Here is a 15,185-nt window from a genome sequence, read left to right as displayed (position 1 = left end):
CGACGCCAGCCGGCCGCCACCGGAAAGGGACCCGTGTCCGCACCAGGAAAGCCACTGCCCGGCGACCGCGTCCGGGATACCCGGACCCCTCGAACCCTCGCCTCCGCCCGGACGACCTTCTCCTTCGCCTCGCCCGACGCGGAACTGATGACCCATGTGACCGAACTGCCCGAGATCGAGCCCGCGGGCGATGTCACCACCGATTTCACCATCGGCCCCGGCGCGAGGTCCGCCACCGAGCCTGTCATCGGTTCCCGCGTCCGGTCTGTCACCGGTTCCGGCACCGGCCTCCGATCCGTCGCCGCGGTCGTCGAGCGGCTGCGGGCCGCCGCCGAGGCCGGGCGGCCGGAGACGACCGCCGTCGGCTTGCTGCCCTTCCGCCCCGACACACCGCCCCGGCTCGCCGTGACGGCCAGCCTCCGCAAGTTCCGGGCGGCCACGGCGCACTCGCCCACCGCCGTTTCCGTACCCCGGCCCCGCTTCCACACCGCCCGGCCCGAACCGCCCGAGGAGCGCTATCTCGCCGCCGTCCAGGAAGCACTGGGCAGGCTGCGCGACGGGAAGCTGGACAAGGTCGTCCTGGCGCGGACCCTGCGCCTGGTCGCCGACGCCCCTGTGGACCTGCCCGCCCTGGTCGCCTCGTTACGGCACCGAAACCCCCACGGGTTCGTCTTCGCCGCCCCGCTGCCGGGGCCCAGGACCCTGGTCGGCGCGAGTCCCGAGCTGCTGGTCGCGAAGAAGGGCGGTACAGTCCTCTCGCATCCGCTCGCCGGCACCGTGGCCCGCAGCGCCGATCCGGCCGAGGACGCGCGTCGCGCCGAGGCCCTGCTCGCGTCGGCGAAGAACCTCCACGAACACGCACTCGTGGTCGAGGCGGTCACCGCCGCCCTGCTCCCCTACTGCAAGGACGTTCACACCCCCGCCCGCCCCTCGCTCACCCGCACCGAGACGCTGTGGCACCTCGGCACCCCCGTGCGCGCGACCCTGCGCAACCCCGCGACCTCGTCCCTGGAACTGGCCACCGCACTCCACCCCACCCCGGCCGTGTGCGGCACCCCCGCCGACCCGGCACGGGACCTGATCGCCGAGCTGGAGCCCTTCGACCGCGGCTTCTACGCGGGAGCAGTCGGCTGGTGCGACGCGAGCGGCGACGGGGAATGGGCCGTAACCCTCCGCTGCGCCGAGGTCGAGGACGGGTCGCTGCGGCTGTACGCCGGCGCGGGCATCGTGCCCGGTTCGACGCCGGCCGGTGAACTCGCCGAGACCACAGCGAAGTTCCGCACGCTCCTCGACGCACTGGGGTTGGCCACGGAAGACCTCGAACGGGGACCGGCCGCCGAGGACCTCGAAAGGGACTGATCCATGCCCATCCCCCCGATCAGGCCCTATCCCATGCCCGAAGCCGCCGACCTGCCCGCCGACGTCGCCGACTGGCGCCCCGATCCGCGGCGCGCCGCCCTGCTGGTCCAGGACATGCAGCGCTACTTCCTCGCGGCCTACGCACCGGACGCGTCACCTGCCGTCGAACTGCTCGACAACGCCGCCGAACTGAAACGGCGATGCACGGCGCTGGGTATGCCGGTGAACCTCAGCGCCCAGCCCGGCGACCGGTCGCCCGCCCATCGCGCGCTGCTGCGCGACTTCTGGGGCGTCGGCGTGGGCGGTTCCGCCGGGCACACCGCCATCGTCGACCAACTCGCCCCTGCCGAAGGGGCCGGAGTCGTGACGGGCAAACTTGCGGACAGTGTCTGCTAGATTAGGTTTGCCTAACCTTCTCAGTGACAGTGTGGAAAACGGGTGACGCATGCCGACCGAGATCCGCTGGGACCGGTGGCCTCTCGTGGAAGTGCACGGAGAGACCGCCTCGAAGGCTGAGCACCACGCCGCCGTACTCGACGCACTGCGCACCGCGCTCGACCGAAGCGGACCCTTCGCCTTGGTCGTCGTCCAGCCCGCGGTGGCCAAGGACGAGCCCGTGCGGGCTCCCAAGTCGGGACTCGTGCGCTTCCTGCGCGGGCATCGCGCGCAGATGGGCGAACGGTGCCGGGGCGTGGCGATCGTCGCCGACCCCTCGGTCCTGCGGCGGGCGGGGAAGCTCGTCAAGGCGGCCCCGCTGATCCTCGGTTGCCCGGCAGCGGCGTTCGATGACGCGACGGCCGCCCGCGACTGGGCCGAGGGCCGTCTGCGTCCCCGACCCGCGCAGGCGGGAGGCGGCACATGCTGATCGCGATCACCGCCGTGTGCGTGGCGGTGGCAGGCTGGATCCGCAGCCTCCGCGGCCGCCACAAGCACGAAACCACAGCCCAGCAGCCGTCGGCCACCACGACCACCGGGCCCGCCCTCGACGCCCCTCCCGAACGTGACTGAGGGCCCTGGGTTCGATCTCATCTTGGAAGCTTCCTTCGGTGCATCCCCGTTGCAGCCACTAGGGCCTGTTGCGAAAGTCCCGTCGTCCGCCCGGAGGGCGGGCCTGGCGGCGTCAGGTGCGTGCTCTCGGCGTGCCGGCCCCTGGCCCTCGTACTGGATGTACTTGGGTCAGGGGCCGGTGCGGCGAGAGTGCGTGCATGGCGTCGTCGGGCAGGCGGGACTTTCGCAACAGGCCCTAGCAGTTGCGCTGCCACAGCAGGTGCTGGCTGAAGCATGCGAGGGTGCGGCATCGGATGTACCTGCGACCGGATGATGTGTAGGAGGTTCGGGCGGTTCCGGCCGGTCGGGCTCCTCGGTCCTGCTGAGCTGGCTGGGTGAGCGACCGCAAGCCTTACAAGAGCGACTGATCTCATGAGCGGTGGGAGCTGACCGAGCCCGCGATCTCGCCATGGAAGGCCGGCCATCCGTCCCCGACGGGACATCAGGGCCGTTACGAGCTGCGGGAGTCGTGAACGCGCTCCTGTACCAGGACCGGACCGGCTGCCAGTGGGACCACCTCCCGCACGACCTGCCGCCGGAGTCGGCCGTGTACGACTACTTTGCGCCCTGGCGCGACGACGGCGCGGACGTGAAGATGAACGACCTGCTGCGCTGGCAGGTCCGCGAGAAGGCCGGGCGGTCGGAGGACCCTGTCGTCGATCACGGCACCACGGTCGGCATCGACGTCGAGCGCGAATACGGACACCGCAACATGCGGGCCCACAAGACCCGGGGTCGGATGCAGTCAGGGGGCCGTTGCTTACGTGGTGAGGCTCAGGCTGAGGATGGTGGCCGCTTTGCTCATGGACCCGGGCATGAGGTGTCGGTAGATCTCGAAGGTGACTTCGATGTTCTTGTGTCCCATCCATTCGGCGACGTCGGTGATGGCGATGCCATGGGTGAGGCAGTTGGACGCGAAGAAGTGCCGGAAGCTGTAGAGGACCATCCCCTGCGGGATGTCGATGCCGTCCTGCTTCTTGATCCGTCGCCACTGGTTGTTGAGGTAGTAGAGCGGGAACGTTCGTGACGGGTCGAGGGGGTGGCGGAGCAGGTAGCCGTCGACGGTGCCGTGCGTGGCGGCGTACTGCTCGATGTTCTGCCTGACGTGTGCGGGCAGGGGCACGTCGCGGTAGTCGCCCGTCTTTCTGTGCTTGAGCCGGGCATAGCGGCCGGTGGTCTGGTTGACCTGTTCGGTGATGCGGTAGACGTCGTCGGCGACGATGTTGCGCAGGTTGACCGCGGCGGCTTCGCCGTTGCGCATGCCGCAGCCGCTCATCAAGCGGCGACCTCGGGCCGGTCCTGGTAGAAGGTCTCGGCGTCGGGGTGCAGGAAGGTGTGCCGGGCCGCGTTGCGGTGCTCGGGCGGCATGGCCGAGAAGCCGTACAGCGCGTCGGCCAGGGCGTTCCAGGCCAGGACGTCGGTCCGGCGGCCGAGGACGCATGCCGGGACGGTCTCCATCATCTCCAGCAGCCTCCGCACCCCCGGCCGGACAGCGACGTCCGCGGTGCGGGGCCGGGGGCGGGACGGTGCGGGCCGGGCCGGATTGCGCAGGTGGCCGCGCTCGGTGTCGTCGAGACGGAGGACGCCGGCGACGGCGTCGAGGACGGCGTCGGAGACATTGCGCGCGCGGCCGCGTTCCAGGCGGGTGTAGTAGTCGATGCTCACCCCGGCGAGCTGGGCGAGTTCCTCGCGCCGCAGTCCGGGCACGCGCCGTCGGCCCAGGGCGGGCAGGCCCACGTCGGCGGGCTTGATGCGGGCGCGCCGGGAGCGGAGGAACTCCCCGATGTCGCCGAGGTCCGGACGGCTGTCCGTGGCGGTACAGGCTTCGGCCTGCGGGGCGGAGGCGTGCCCGTCCGCTTGCGTGCTCATGCGCCCGAGTATCGCCCGCGCCGGGCGACCTCTTCCTGGCCCTGGCAGAACCCCTCTCGCCAAACGCGAGAGATTTCTCTTTTACTGCGTCAGGACGTCTCGGTGCAGCAGGAGGCTTTGGGCTGGCGGTGTTGCGGAGAGGTCACAGAAGCCTGTGTGTTGCCACCCGGTCCCGGTGCCGGAGCCGGCCCGGGCTCGGTAGCCGGCGAAGTGGTCGAGCACCACCGGGACGGGGAGGCGGGGGACGAGGCCCTCGAAAGCCGCCAGGGCGGCGGCGTCCAGATGCGGGTCCAGGTGCCGGCCGAGCGGCGCGATCGCCGTGCCCGTGGCCTCGATGCGCTCGCGCGCCCGGTCAGGTCGTTGACGGCGTGCGCGCCGAGGTTGACGCGGACTCCGCGGACACCGGCCCGGTCCATCGCGCGCAGCTCGTCGGGACCGGCGTCGGGAGCGATCGCCGCGACACCGCGCGCCGACGGGCCCAGCGTGCGCAGGCCGTCCGGGAGGCGTGTGTTGTCGGTGCCGTACGGGCTGGGCTGGACCAGCGCGGTGCGGCTGATCCCCAGGTGCCGATGGAGTGCCCGCAGGTCGGCGGGGAGCGTGTCGGGCGGCAGGTAACCGCGGCCGGCCGCGTACGGGTAGCGGTCGGCGGGACCGAACAGGTGTACGTGGGTGTCGCAGGCGCCGTCCGGGAGTGCGGGACCGGGGCTGTGCCGGACGCCGAGGACCTGGACGGTGCGGGGGTGTGCCGGTGCGGGCGTGCCGGCTCCTCGCGCGAGCTGGGGGCGGGGTGGCGGACGTGCCGCGCTCGGGCGGTACTCGGCGGTCACCGTTTGGTACAACGCTCTTCCAAAAAACCAAACGATGTGCTTAACGTATCCCGGGCGGTGACGTGCCGGGGCACGGCGCGATCACCGTCCGCTCCGGCGATCACTCGCCCTGGACGGTCCGGGACGGCCGCCCCGTATCTCCGTCAGCGACCTCGCCCCATCCCCTCTGAGCCGCCCTGAGGACGCCCCATGTCCGACCTCGCACGCTCCGCCTCCGCCGAGCACGCGCCCTCGCGCGCACCCGCCGCGGTCGGTTTCGCGTCGCTCGCCGCATCCGGTTCGACCCTGCCGGACGCCGTACTGGAACGCGTCCCGCAGGCCGACGGCGTACTCCTCGGCCCGGTCTCGCACCTTGACTACCCGCCCCGCGCCGAGGGCGGCGTCAACCCCTCGGCCGAACTGCGCACCCGCTTCGAGCTCTACGCCAACATCCGCCCCTGCCGCTCCCACCCCGACCTGAGCATCCTGCGCGACCCGATGGACCTGGTCATCGTCCGGGAGAACACCGAGGGCTTCTACTCGGACCGCAACATGTTCGCGGGCGCGGGGGAGTTCATGCCCGACGAGGACTCCGCATTCTCGATCCGCAAGGTCACCGCGAAGGCCGGCGAACGGGTCGCCCGGACCGCGTTCGCGCTGGCCCGCGCCCGCCCTTCGGCGGCATCAAGAAGTCCGGCTACGGCCGCGAACTCGGCGCCGAGGGCATCCGCGAGTTCGTCAACACCAAGACCGTCTGGATCGGCCCCGCCGCCTGACCACCCCCGACACCGGCCCACCTGGAGGAACACCGTGCACGACCACCCCACCGACGAGCCCTGCTTCGCCTCCTTCCCGCCCGCCGTGCTGCGCCCGGCCGAGCTGACCGCCTTCAGCCGCGGCGGCGGCGCCCGCACCATCCCCCTGGTGACCAAGGCGGCCGGCGCCGAGGTCTTCCTCACCGGCCAGACCCTCTTCGACGGCGGCGCGGGCATCGCCCTGCACACCCACAACTGCCCGGAGTCCGTCACCATCCTCGAAGGCGACGCCATCGTGGAGATCGACGGCACCGAGCACCATGTGACCCGCTTCGACACCACGTACGTCCCCGCCGGCACGCCCCACCGGTTCCGCAACGCCTCCGCCATCGAGCCGATGCGCATCCTGTGGATCTACGCCACCGTCGACGCCACGCGCACCATCGTCGAGACCGGCGTCACCGCACGGGTCGACGCCGAACACGCCGAGGCCGCCGCCGACCAGCGCGGCTGACACCAGGAAGAAGCACCACGTGATCACCGAGATCGCCCAGATCGAAGTCCACCCGGGCCAGGAGCGGGAGTTCGAGGAGGCCGTCGCCAAGGCCCTGCCGTACTTCCTCGCCGCCGACGGCTGCCACGGGGTCGACCTGCACCGCAGCGTCGAACACCCCGCGCGCTACCGGCTGACGGTCCGCTGGGAGACCGTCGAGCACCACACCGTCACCTTCCGCGGCTCGGAGAACTTCGCCCGGTGGCGGGCCCTGGCCGGACCGCACTTCGCCGCTCCGCCGCAGGTCGAGCACGTACACTCCGTCCTCGCACCCTGACGTCGCCGGCCGGGACCGACCGGGTCCCGGCCGACGCGGGCCGGTTCCGTCCGGCTCCGTCCCCCGCGGAGGCACCGGAGGATGACAGCGCCCACGGCCCAAGGCCCCACCCCGCTCACCCGCCGGACGGCCGCCCGCATCGTGGAGCACATGGCGTCGGACGGGCTGTCCGCCGGCACCCGCCTGGTCGAACGTGCCCTGGCCGAACAGCTGAAGGTGTCCCGCTCGCCGGTCCGCGAGGCCCTGCGGCTGCCGGCGGACGAAGGCGTGGGGGTCGCCGCCGAGCGGGGCGGCTGCACCGTCGCCCTCACCGGCCCGGAGCTCACCGGGGCGTCCTTGTGCCCGCCGGGCGAGGACGCCACCGAGGACGTCTGCCTGCGCATCGCGGCCGGCCGCCTCGACGGCCGGCTCCCCGACCGGGTCACCGGGAACGCCCTCGCCCGCCGCTACGACCTCATGCCCGGACAGCTCGCCCACGTCCTGCGCCGCATCGCGGTGGAGGGCTGGATCGAACGGCTCCCCGGATACGGCTGGGAGTTCCAGCCCACGCCCTGCGCTCCCTCCGACGCGACCGCGCCGCCCTGCGCTGCGCCGAGCACGTGCGCCCAGCCGATCTCCCGCTGGCCGGAGAGCGTGCCGAGGCAGTGGCCTTCCTGCGCCGACACCTGTCGTCCGTGGGCCGGGAGAAGACGGGCAGCGGGACGGACGGGGCCGGCTGACGGAGCGTCCGGCGGGGTGGCACGGCACGTGGTGCCGGCCCCTGCGGGACGCGGCCGGCACCGCGAGCGGAGCACGCCGCCCGACCGAGGTCAGACGGGCTGGCCGATCGGACGGATCGTCACCGTGTTGAGGTCGACGCCTGCCGGCTGGTCGAGCGCGAAGCCGATCGCCTCGGCCACCGAATCCGGGCTCATCGCGACGGGGGGAGCCTGGCCGTGCCAGAACGCGGTGTCGATCATGCCTGGGTTCACGACCGTGACTCCGATGCCGCGGGTCGTGGCGTGCAGGCGGAGGTTCTCGGCGAAGCCGACCACTGCCCACTTCGTGGCGGAGTAGAGGTTGCCCGGGCTGTTCTTGATTCCGGCCACGCTGCCGATGAGCACCAGCCGGCCGCGGGACTGCTCGAGGTGGGGCAGGGTCGCCTTGGCCAGCAGAGCCGGGCCGAGCACGTTGGCGAGCACCATCGGTGCCCACAGCTCCGGATCGCCGTCGTCGAGGACGCCGGCACCGCCCGTCCGGAAGTGATCCGCGGACGCGCCGCCCGCGTTCGCGATGGCCGCGTCCAGCGACCCGAAGCGCTCCACCGCGCTGGTGACCGCCGTGTTCGTGGCGTCCCAGTCGGAGGCATCTGCTACCAGCCCCAGGACGCGGTCCGCGTGGCCGACTTCGTCGAGGAAGGCCTTGAGCCGACCAGGGTCGCGCCCGGTGACGGCGACCCGGTGGCCACGCCCGAGCAGGAGCCGAGCGGTCGCGGCGCCGATCCCGCTCGTGCCACCGGTGATCAGGACCGTCTTTCCGGCGGCCGGCGATGCGCCGGAGTCAGTGGGTGTGTCAGTGAGTGCGGTGTTCATGGCGTCCACTCTGTGGCGCGGCGCGGGCCGGTGACAGTTGCTGCCGAAGGTGGGGACGACATCCCCTGGCGCCGACGGCGCCGCCCGGGGAGGCTGTGCCCATGCCGAACACGAGGTACTCCGAACTCGGTGGCTTCCTGCGTTCGCGACGCGAGCGGATCCGCCCCGAGGAGGTCGGGCTCGCGCCCGGCCCGCGGCGCCGCGTCCCCGGTCTGCGTCGCGACGAGGTCGCCGTTCTGGCCGGCGCCTCGGTGGAGTACTACACCGAGCTCGAGCGCGGTGCCGGCTCGCAGCCCTCCGACCAGATGCTCGCCGCGCTCGCCCGCGCCCTGCGCCTCAGCCGCGACGAACGCGACCATCTGTACCGGTTGGCGAACCGCTCGATCCCGCACCAGGGCGGGACGGCGTCACACGTCCACCCCGCGATGCTCGACCTGCTGACACGGATCGACGGGACCCCGGCGATGGTGAGCACCGACCTGCACACCGTTCTGGTCCAGAACCCGCTCGCCATCGCGATGCTCGGCGACCTGTCCGCGCACCACGGACGCGCGGCGAGCTTCATCTACCGATGGTTCACCGACCCGGCCTCGCGGCGGATCTACCCGCAGGAGGACCTCGCTCCGCAGTCACGCTCGTTCGTCGCCGACCTGCGCGCGGCAGTCGGGCGACGCAGCCCGGGCGACGCCGAGGCGACCGAGCTGGTGGACGAACTGCTACAGCAGTCGCCGGAGTTCCGGGCGCTCTGGGCCGACCAGGACGTGGGGGTGCGCAGAGACGAGCGCAAGCGGATCGTCCACCCCACCATGGGCATGCTCGACCTCAACTGCCTCAGCCTCTTCAGCGAGGACGGCCGCCAGCGGTTGCTCTGGTTCACCCCACGCGCCGGGACCGACACCGCCGAGAAGCTCGCGCTGCTGACCGTCGTGGGCACACAGGCGATGCACACCGAACCAGTCAGATGAACCGATCGAGGAGGTACCGCTCGAGCGACAGACGCGACCGGCCCGCACAGCACATGGTGACTTAGAGTAATTGTCAAGTCGCGAAGGGTAGTTATGCCCGTGTCAGGGTCATTGCCGGCCAGGACAGCCCCCGCCGATGGCCGTGTGCGGTGGCCGGTCAGGTGATCGGTCTCGGCGGGCTCTTGTGCCGCACGCCGCCCGAGCCCGAGTCCGTCCAGCAGCCTGCAAGGGCCGACGGCATGCTGAAGGGGGCCGAACGGCCCATGTGCTCCCGGACTCCGGCCGGACGACACTGGAAGTCGAGAAGCAGAGGGGCAAGCCATGAGTAGCACGATCGAGCGGCTCCCCAGCCGGCCCGCACCGCCCGTGATGCCCGCACCGCCCGACCCGTCCGACTGGGCGGAGGCGGGATTCACCGTGATGGACACGGTTCCGGAGACGCACGGCGTCCATGTCGAGGAACGCCTGACGGACGGGACGTATGTGCTGCGGGCGGAGCTGCCGGGGATGAGTTCCGCCCAGGACATGGAGGTCACCGTCACGGAACGGTTCCTGACCGTGCGTGCCGAGCGAGGCGTCGGGGCGACCGCGGGGAAACGCGGCCCCACCGTCCGCTACGGCCACTGCACCCCGCTGCCGGCCGGGGCGAAGGGCGGCGAGGCGAGGGCGGAGTACCACCGCGGTGTCCTGACCGTCGTCATGCCGGTGGCGGAGGCCTGAGCCCCGGGCACCCCCCGGTGCCGCTCGCTCGGCCGACGGTGCCGGGGCGGGCCCGGTGGCCTGACCGTTCGCCGGATCGTCGGGGACCGCTGCCTCAACCGTGGACGCACTGCTCGATCACCGAGGCGACCTGCTGCGTCGCCGGTGAGTTGCGCTCCGTCCGGCGGGCCAGGACGAGGTCGACGGATTCCGTCTCGGTGAGCGGCAGGTACGTCACGCCGTCGAGGCGCAGGCTTCGCACCGACTGCGGCACGAGGGCCACGCCGTGTCCGGCGGCCACGAGGACGACGAGGGTGGCGGTCTCGCCGACTTCGACGAGGGACGAGGGCCGGAAACCGGCCCGGTCGCAGGCCGACAGGACACGGTCGTACATGGCGGACCGGGTCTGCGACGGATGGATGACGAAGGATTCGTCGGCCAGCGCTCGCAGCGAGATCCGCTCGCGGGCGGCCAGCGGATGATGCGTCGGTACCACGGCGACCAGCGGCTCGGTGCGCAGCGGCGTGATGCTCACCCCCTCGGTGCCGGTGAGGCCGGAGCGGAACACCGCCAGGTCGTAGGTGCCGGCGAGCAGGCCGTCCACGAGCCGCGGGGTCAGCAGCTCGCCGTGCAGGTCCAGGGTGATGCGGGGCAGCTGGGCCCGCACGGTGCGGGCGACGTGGGGGAGTACGTCGTAGGTGGCGGTGCCGATGAAGCCGACGGAGACCCGGCCCGAGTGGCCGGTCGCCAGCTCCGTCATGTGGACGCGTGCGCGCTCGGCTTCGGCGACCAGGGTGCGGGCGTACCCGGTCAGGTGCCGGCCGGCCTCGGTGAGTTCGACATGCCGGGTGGACCGGTGGAACAGGGCGGTGCCCAGTTCGTGCTCCAGCTGCTTGATCTGCTGGGACAGAGCGGGCTGGGCGACATGCAGGCGGGCCGCCGCACGCCCGAAGTGGCACTCTTCCGCGAGAGCGAGGAAGTAACGGACCTGACGGAGTTCCATCCCCCCATTTTATAAGCTGCCCTTATTGATGCAGTCGCATTAGGTCTTGGACATGATGAAGAGGGCGACCCTACCGTGACGGCGTGACCGACAGCTACGTATACGCAGCGGCAAGAACGCCCTTCGGACGGTTCTCCGGCGCCCTCGCCGGCGTACGCCCCGACGACCTCGCGGCACTCGCCGTCGACGGGGTCCTGGCCAAGGCGCCGGCGCTCGACCCGGGCGAGATCGACGACGTCGTGTGGGGCAACGCCAACGGCGCGGGCGAGGACAACCGCAACGTCGGCAGGATGGCCGTTCTGCTGGCCGGTCTGCCCACCTCCGTTCCCGCCACGACCGTCAACCGGCTGTGCGGCTCCTCCCTGGACGCGGCGATCATCGCCTCGCGCGCCATCGAGAGCGGTGACGCCGACATCGTGCTGACCGGCGGGGTGGAGTCGATGACCCGGGCTCCCTGGGTGCTGCCCAAGCCCGACCGCGCCTTCCCCGCCGGCCATGTGACCGCCGTGTCCACCACGCTGGGCTGGCGGCTGGTCAACGAGCGCATGCCGGAGGAGTGGACGGTCTCCCTGGGGGAGGCCAACGAGCAGCTCGCCGACCGGTTCGCCATCCCCCGCCGGCGGCAGGACGAGTTCGCCGCACGGTCCCACAACCTCGCCGACGCCGCCTGGACCGCCGGCTTCTACGACGATCTCGTGGTACCGGTCGCGGTGGACGACAAGGGCGCGACCCTCACCCGGGACGAGGGAGTCCGGCCCGGCTCCACCCCCGACAAGCTCGCCGCGCTCAAGCCGGTGTTCCGCACCGACGGGGTGATCACCGCGGGCAACGCCTCACCGCTCAGCGACGGCGCGTCGGCCGTGCTGCTCGGCTCGCAGGCCGCCGCGGCGCGCATCGGCGCCGATCCGCTCGCCCGTGTCGCGGGGCGCGGAGTGTTCGCGCTGGACCCGCAGATGTTCGGCTTCGCGCCGGTGGAGGCGGCGAACCGGGCCCTGAAGCGCGCGGGCGTCACCTGGTCCGACGTCGGTGCGGTCGAGCTCAACGAGGCGTTCGCCGTGCAGGCACTGGCCTGCGCGGACGCCTGGGACATCGACCCCGGGATCGTCAACGCCAAGGGCGGTGCCATCGCGCTCGGCCACCCGCTGGGCGCCTCCGGCGGCAGGCTCCTCGGCACGCTGGCCCACCGGCTCGAGGAGTCCGGCGAGCGGTGGGGCGTCGCGGCCATCTGCATCGGAGTGGGCCAGGCGCTCGCCGTGGTCCTGGAGAACGTCACGGGGACGAGCCGATGACCACGCAGCTGTGCGCCCACGCCGACGAGGCGGTGGCCGGGATCGAGGACGGCTCGACGGTGCTCGTCGGCGGCTTCGGAATGGCCGGCATGCCGGTCGACCTGATCGACGCGCTCATCCGCCAGGGCGCCAAGGACCTGACCGTGGTGTCCAACAACGCCGGCAACGGCGACACCGGGCTCGCCGCGCTGCTGGCCGAGGGACGGGTCCGCAAAGTGATCTGCTCCTTCCCCCGCCAGGCCGACTCCTACGTCTTCGACGGCCTGTACCGGGCCGGCAGGATCGAGCTGGAGGTCGTGCCCCAGGGCAACCTCGCCGAACGGATCCGGGCGGCCGGGGCCGGCATCGGCGCCTTCTACTGCCCCACCGGAGTCGGCACCCTGCTGGCCGAGGGCAAGGAGACCCGGGTCATCGACGGCCGCACCTACGTCCTGGAGTACCCGATCAGGGGCGACGTGGCGCTGATCGGCGCCCACCGGGCCGACCGCATGGGCAACCTCGTCTACCGCAAGACCGCCCGCAACTTCGGGCCGGTCATGGCCACCGCCGCGGCCACCGTGATCGCACAGGTCCGCGAGATCGTCGAGACCGGCACGATCGATCCGGAAACCGTGGTGACGCCGAGCATCTACGTCGACCGCGTCGTGCAGGAGGCGACCGCATGAATCCCGACCGGCCCTCCGCGGGCACCGCGCGCACCCCGCTGGACAAGCACGGCATCGCCGCCCTCATAGCCCGTGACATCCCGCCCGGCGCCTTCGTCAACCTCGGCATCGGCCAGCCCACACTCGTCGCCGACCACCTGCCGGCCGACTCCGGCGTGGTGCTCCACACCGAGAACGGCATGCTCAACATGGGCCCCGCGGCCCGGGGCGACGAGATCGACCCCGATCTCACCAACGCCGGCAAGATCCCCGTGACCGAACCGCCCGGGGCGGCGTACTTCCACCACGCCGACTCCTTCGCCATGATGCGCGGCGGCCACCTGGACATCTGCGTGCTGGGAGCCTTCCAGGTCTCCGCGGCCGGCGACCTCGCCAACTGGCACACCGGCGCACCCGACGCCATCCCCGCCGTCGGCGGCGCCATGGACCTGGCGATCGGCGCCAAGAAGGTCTTCGTCATGATGACGCTGTTCACCAAGACCGGCGCGCCCAAGCTGGTGCCCCGGTGCACCTACCCGCTGACCGGACCGGGCTGTGTCGACCGCGTCTACACCGATCTCGCCGTCTTCGACATCACCCCGCAGGGCGTCACGGTGCGGGAGACCTTCGGCACCACCGTCGACGACCTCGCAGGCCGCCTGGACGTGCCCCTTCTGCCCGCCACGACCGGTGCCGGCACAGCGCCGGCCGGCAGGGCGCCGGCAGGCCGCTGACCCGGGTGCGAGTGGCTGGTGCCGTTCAGCCGGTCGAGCCGGAGGCAGCCCGCGTCGGGGTCGGCGCAGCGGAGGGCGGGCAGCGGTACGCCCGCCTCCGCGGCGCGCCGGAAGAACTCGTGCGCGGTGCGCATGAGGCCGACCTCGCACCGCGGCAGCTCGGATCCGGGGCCGGCGCGGCTTCGAGGGCGAGTCGGGTGCCGTCGGCGAGATCGACGCCGTGGACGGCGTGCAAGAACCCGTCGGTGCACTCGTGCAGTGACGTGATCCGCGCGGTGGGACCGAGGGCGGCGGTGATCACCCGCTGGGTCTCGGACTCGTCCCGGTCCCGTTCGGTGGCACTGTCCACCCGCAGATCGTGGCGAGCGTTCTCCCAGGACGAGGCATGCCGCACCGCGGTCCGCGGAGCACTCCTCCACGCAGGCCCTGGTCCGTCACGTCGACGCAGAGCCAGGCGACGCCGCGTCGCCCGGCCGCGGTGGCGCGGGGAGACGTCACGGATCGCTGTGCCGGTCGGCACCGTCGCCCCTCCCTTTCCGCGCAGGCCTGGCTCCCGGTTGCCGTGCAGCCAGGGACCGCCATACGTGGGCATGCGCCCACTTGGAGTGGGCGCATGCCCACTCCTGCGGAGAGCGAAAGCCACCGGCAGCGGCAGGTCGCGGAGTCGTTCGGCGCGGACGCCGAACGCTACGACCGGGCCCGGCCCGCTACCCCCAGAAGCTGGTGGAGCGGATCGTCGGGAAGAGCTCCGGACGCGAGGTCCTCGACGTCGGCACCGGCACCGGCATCGTGGCCCGGCAGTTCCAGCAGGCCGGCTGCGATGTGCTCGGGGTCGACCCCGACGAGGCATGAGGCGGGCGGCTTCGGTGAGCCGGAGCAGTGGCGCTTCGACTGGGAGTGGACCTACAGCCGCGAGGCCTGGCTGGACCAGATGCCCACGCTGGGCGCCTTCCCCCGGCTCCCGGCGGACAAGACGGCGGAGGTGCTGGAAGCCACCGGGGCCGCCATCGACGCCATCGGCGGCAGCTTCCCGATGCACTACGCGACGGTGGCGGTCACCGCGGAGCGCACCGGCGCCTGAACCCGCCCGCCCGGGTGCGTCCGACGCCGGAAGGGCGTCGGTGGCGGAGCCGGCCCGGGGCGTGACGTGGTCGCAGGTACGGCGATCTGGTGCCGACCGGACGGGAGCGGGAGCCGGTCGGCGCGGGCAACGCGGGTCCGGTGCCGGTGATCCGCACCGCCGGGCCGGTATGGTCGCGGCCACCCGGCCGAGGCCACAGGCGCCCCGGCCCCCGGGTGCCGGGCCCGCGTCCCGCCCGCCGGGTGCCGGGCCGCGGCCCGGGGCAGCGGGGTCCACGCGGTGCCGGAGCCGGGGGGCCGGGCCCGCCTCCGGCTGCCGTCCCCTCGGTGCGGGGCGGTCCTGGGCCCACCTACCGAGCGGTCCAGTTTCGTGCACGGCGCGGTGGTCCCCGGCGACGGCGGGCGCGTCGCCGTCCGAGCGCACTGCGCCCGGCGGCAGCGCCGACTCATCGCGGCGAGGGGGGTGCTGGCGGCCGCCTGTCGGGCGTTCGACGTGCATGCCGCCGGCCGCGTTCGCTCTCCTTCCGCGGGCCG

Annotated in this window: 16 protein-coding genes and 6 pseudogenes; 16 read left to right on the top strand and 6 right to left on the bottom strand. The window is 72.5% G+C overall.

Features of this window, described 5'->3' with window-relative positions; translation table 11 throughout:
- Positions 1-33 precede the first annotated feature (33 nt).
- The 5 genes and pseudogenes from ACZ3KJ_RS19955 to ACZ3KJ_RS19935 all read left to right on the top strand — a co-directional run.
- Complete coding sequence (locus ACZ3KJ_RS19955; RefSeq protein ID WP_467528587.1) at positions 34-1,359, top strand: isochorismate synthase; 1,326 nt, start codon at positions 34-36, stop codon at positions 1,357-1,359.
- A 3-nt stretch (positions 1,360-1,362) separates the two neighbouring features.
- Positions 1,363-1,755 (top strand): isochorismatase family protein, encoded by a 393-nt coding sequence (locus ACZ3KJ_RS19950; protein WP_467528585.1) that lies wholly within the window; start codon positions 1,363-1,365, stop codon positions 1,753-1,755.
- Positions 1,756-1,804: 49 nt separating this feature from the next.
- Complete coding sequence (locus ACZ3KJ_RS19945) at positions 1,805-2,224, top strand: hypothetical protein (RefSeq protein WP_467528584.1); 420 nt, start codon at positions 1,805-1,807, stop codon at positions 2,222-2,224.
- A complete protein-coding gene (locus ACZ3KJ_RS19940) occupies positions 2,218-2,367 on the top strand; it encodes a hypothetical protein (RefSeq protein ID WP_467528583.1) in 150 nt (49 codons plus the stop codon). Before ACZ3KJ_RS19945 ends, ACZ3KJ_RS19940 begins: the two co-directional genes overlap by 7 nt.
- 448 nt (positions 2,368-2,815) lie before the next feature.
- A pseudogene (locus tag ACZ3KJ_RS19935) lies at positions 2,816-2,932 on the top strand (IS5/IS1182 family transposase); the annotation flags it as partial.
- Between the two features lie 234 nt (positions 2,933-3,166).
- Here ACZ3KJ_RS19935 and ACZ3KJ_RS19930 read toward each other — a convergent pair.
- The 3 genes and pseudogenes from ACZ3KJ_RS19930 to ACZ3KJ_RS19920 all read right to left on the bottom strand — a co-directional run bounded on the left by ACZ3KJ_RS19930 (position 3,167) and on the right by ACZ3KJ_RS19920 (position 5,102).
- A complete protein-coding gene (locus ACZ3KJ_RS19930; RefSeq protein ID WP_467528581.1) occupies positions 3,167-3,667 on the bottom strand; it encodes a tyrosine-type recombinase/integrase in 501 nt (166 codons plus the stop codon).
- 17 nt (positions 3,668-3,684) lie between these two features.
- A pseudogene (locus ACZ3KJ_RS19925) lies at positions 3,685-4,275 on the bottom strand (helix-turn-helix transcriptional regulator); the annotation flags it as partial.
- Between the two features lie 89 nt (positions 4,276-4,364).
- Positions 4,365-5,102, bottom strand: a complete 738-nt coding sequence (locus ACZ3KJ_RS19920; protein WP_467528580.1) for an amidohydrolase family protein — start codon at positions 5,100-5,102, stop codon at positions 4,365-4,367.
- Between the two features lie 189 nt (positions 5,103-5,291).
- On the opposite strand from ACZ3KJ_RS19920, the pseudogene ACZ3KJ_RS19915 reads away from it, so the two are divergent.
- From ACZ3KJ_RS19915 to ACZ3KJ_RS19895, 5 genes and pseudogenes are all read left to right on the top strand, one after another.
- Positions 5,292-5,699, top strand: a pseudogene (locus ACZ3KJ_RS19915) (isocitrate/isopropylmalate family dehydrogenase); the annotation flags it as partial.
- A 44-nt stretch (positions 5,700-5,743) separates the two neighbouring features.
- Positions 5,744-5,857, top strand: a pseudogene (locus ACZ3KJ_RS19910) (aldehyde dehydrogenase family protein); the annotation flags it as partial.
- Between the two features lie 34 nt (positions 5,858-5,891).
- Positions 5,892-6,350, top strand: coding sequence for a cupin domain-containing protein (locus tag ACZ3KJ_RS19905; RefSeq protein ID WP_467528623.1), 459 nt, complete (start codon positions 5,892-5,894; stop codon positions 6,348-6,350).
- Positions 6,351-6,369: 19 nt separating this feature from the next.
- On the top strand, positions 6,370-6,666 hold the full coding sequence (locus tag ACZ3KJ_RS19900) for an antibiotic biosynthesis monooxygenase family protein (protein ID WP_467528578.1): 297 nt from the start codon (positions 6,370-6,372) through the stop codon (positions 6,664-6,666).
- Positions 6,667-6,747: 81 nt separating this feature from the next.
- Positions 6,748-6,909: pseudogene (locus tag ACZ3KJ_RS19895) on the top strand (GntR family transcriptional regulator); the annotation flags it as partial.
- A gap of 203 nt (positions 6,910-7,112) precedes the next feature.
- On the opposite strand, the gene ACZ3KJ_RS19890 reads toward ACZ3KJ_RS19895, so the two are convergent.
- Both ACZ3KJ_RS19890 and ACZ3KJ_RS19885 read right to left on the bottom strand, forming a co-directional pair.
- Positions 7,113-7,331 (bottom strand): hypothetical protein, encoded by a 219-nt coding sequence (locus ACZ3KJ_RS19890; RefSeq protein WP_467528627.1) that lies wholly within the window; start codon positions 7,329-7,331, stop codon positions 7,113-7,115.
- 144 nt (positions 7,332-7,475) lie between these two features.
- The gene (locus ACZ3KJ_RS19885; RefSeq protein ID WP_467528576.1) at positions 7,476-8,237 is read right to left on the bottom strand and encodes an SDR family oxidoreductase; all 762 of its coding nucleotides are present in this window, start codon (positions 8,235-8,237) and stop codon (positions 7,476-7,478) included.
- Positions 8,238-8,338: 101 nt separating this feature from the next.
- Between ACZ3KJ_RS19885 and ACZ3KJ_RS19880 the strand changes: the two genes are divergently transcribed.
- Both ACZ3KJ_RS19880 and ACZ3KJ_RS19875 read left to right on the top strand, forming a co-directional pair.
- Positions 8,339-9,202 carry a helix-turn-helix transcriptional regulator gene (locus ACZ3KJ_RS19880; protein ID WP_467528574.1) on the top strand — a complete coding sequence of 288 codons (864 nt, stop codon included), beginning with the start codon at positions 8,339-8,341 and terminating at the stop codon, positions 9,200-9,202.
- 321 nt (positions 9,203-9,523) lie between these two features.
- Positions 9,524-9,922 (top strand): Hsp20/alpha crystallin family protein, encoded by a 399-nt coding sequence (locus ACZ3KJ_RS19875; protein WP_467528573.1) that lies wholly within the window; start codon positions 9,524-9,526, stop codon positions 9,920-9,922.
- A gap of 94 nt (positions 9,923-10,016) precedes the next feature.
- Here ACZ3KJ_RS19875 and ACZ3KJ_RS19870 read toward each other — a convergent pair whose 3' ends face one another.
- Positions 10,017-10,904 carry a LysR substrate-binding domain-containing protein gene (locus ACZ3KJ_RS19870; RefSeq protein ID WP_467528571.1) on the bottom strand — a complete coding sequence of 296 codons (888 nt, stop codon included), beginning with the start codon at positions 10,902-10,904 and terminating at the stop codon, positions 10,017-10,019.
- 83 nt (positions 10,905-10,987) lie between these two features.
- Between ACZ3KJ_RS19870 and ACZ3KJ_RS19865 the strand changes: the two genes are divergently transcribed.
- The 4 genes and pseudogenes from ACZ3KJ_RS19865 to ACZ3KJ_RS19850 all read left to right on the top strand — a co-directional run bounded on the left by ACZ3KJ_RS19865 (position 10,988) and on the right by ACZ3KJ_RS19850 (position 14,652).
- Positions 10,988-12,193, top strand: coding sequence for a thiolase family protein (locus tag ACZ3KJ_RS19865; RefSeq protein ID WP_467528569.1), 1,206 nt, complete (start codon positions 10,988-10,990; stop codon positions 12,191-12,193).
- Positions 12,190-12,858, top strand: a complete 669-nt coding sequence (locus tag ACZ3KJ_RS19860) for a 3-oxoacid CoA-transferase subunit A (RefSeq protein ID WP_389516941.1) — start codon at positions 12,190-12,192, stop codon at positions 12,856-12,858. Before ACZ3KJ_RS19865 ends, ACZ3KJ_RS19860 begins: the two co-directional genes overlap by 4 nt.
- Entirely contained in the window at positions 12,855-13,571 is a 717-nt protein-coding gene (locus tag ACZ3KJ_RS19855) for a 3-oxoacid CoA-transferase subunit B (RefSeq protein ID WP_467528567.1), read from the top strand. The genes ACZ3KJ_RS19860 and ACZ3KJ_RS19855 overlap by 4 nt, the downstream gene beginning before the upstream one ends.
- Before the next feature lie 613 nt (positions 13,572-14,184).
- Positions 14,185-14,652, top strand: a pseudogene (locus ACZ3KJ_RS19850) (methyltransferase domain-containing protein).
- Positions 14,653-15,185 lie beyond the last annotated feature (533 nt).

The sequence above is a fragment of the Streptomyces sp. NPDC003248 genome (assembly GCF_055563235.1).
Note: the sequence above shows the minus strand (reverse complement) of the source record. Positions and strands in the feature narration are given on the sequence as shown.

Excerpts from the sequence above, each read along its gene's own strand:
- ACZ3KJ_RS19950 (WP_467528585.1), top strand. The coding sequence starts at position 1,363 with ATGCCCATCCCCCCGATCAGGCCCTATCCCATGCCCGAAGCCGCCGAC.
- ACZ3KJ_RS19945 (WP_467528584.1), top strand. The coding sequence starts at position 1,805 with ATGCCGACCGAGATCCGCTGGGACCGGTGGCCTCTCGTGGAAGTGCAC.
- ACZ3KJ_RS19940 (WP_467528583.1), top strand. The coding sequence starts at position 2,218 with ATGCTGATCGCGATCACCGCCGTGTGCGTGGCGGTGGCAGGCTGGATC.
- ACZ3KJ_RS19930 (WP_467528581.1), bottom strand. The coding sequence starts at position 3,667 with ATGCGCAACGGCGAAGCCGCCGCGGTCAACCTGCGCAACATCGTCGCC.
- ACZ3KJ_RS19885 (WP_467528576.1), bottom strand. The coding sequence starts at position 8,237 with ATGAACACCGCACTCACTGACACACCCACTGACTCCGGCGCATCGCCG.
- ACZ3KJ_RS19880 (WP_467528574.1), top strand. The coding sequence starts at position 8,339 with ATGCCGAACACGAGGTACTCCGAACTCGGTGGCTTCCTGCGTTCGCGA.
- ACZ3KJ_RS19875 (WP_467528573.1), top strand. The coding sequence starts at position 9,524 with ATGAGTAGCACGATCGAGCGGCTCCCCAGCCGGCCCGCACCGCCCGTG.
- ACZ3KJ_RS19870 (WP_467528571.1), bottom strand. The coding sequence starts at position 10,904 with ATGGAACTCCGTCAGGTCCGTTACTTCCTCGCTCTCGCGGAAGAGTGC.
- ACZ3KJ_RS19860 (WP_389516941.1), top strand. The coding sequence starts at position 12,190 with ATGACCACGCAGCTGTGCGCCCACGCCGACGAGGCGGTGGCCGGGATC.
- ACZ3KJ_RS19855 (WP_467528567.1), top strand. The coding sequence starts at position 12,855 with ATGAATCCCGACCGGCCCTCCGCGGGCACCGCGCGCACCCCGCTGGAC.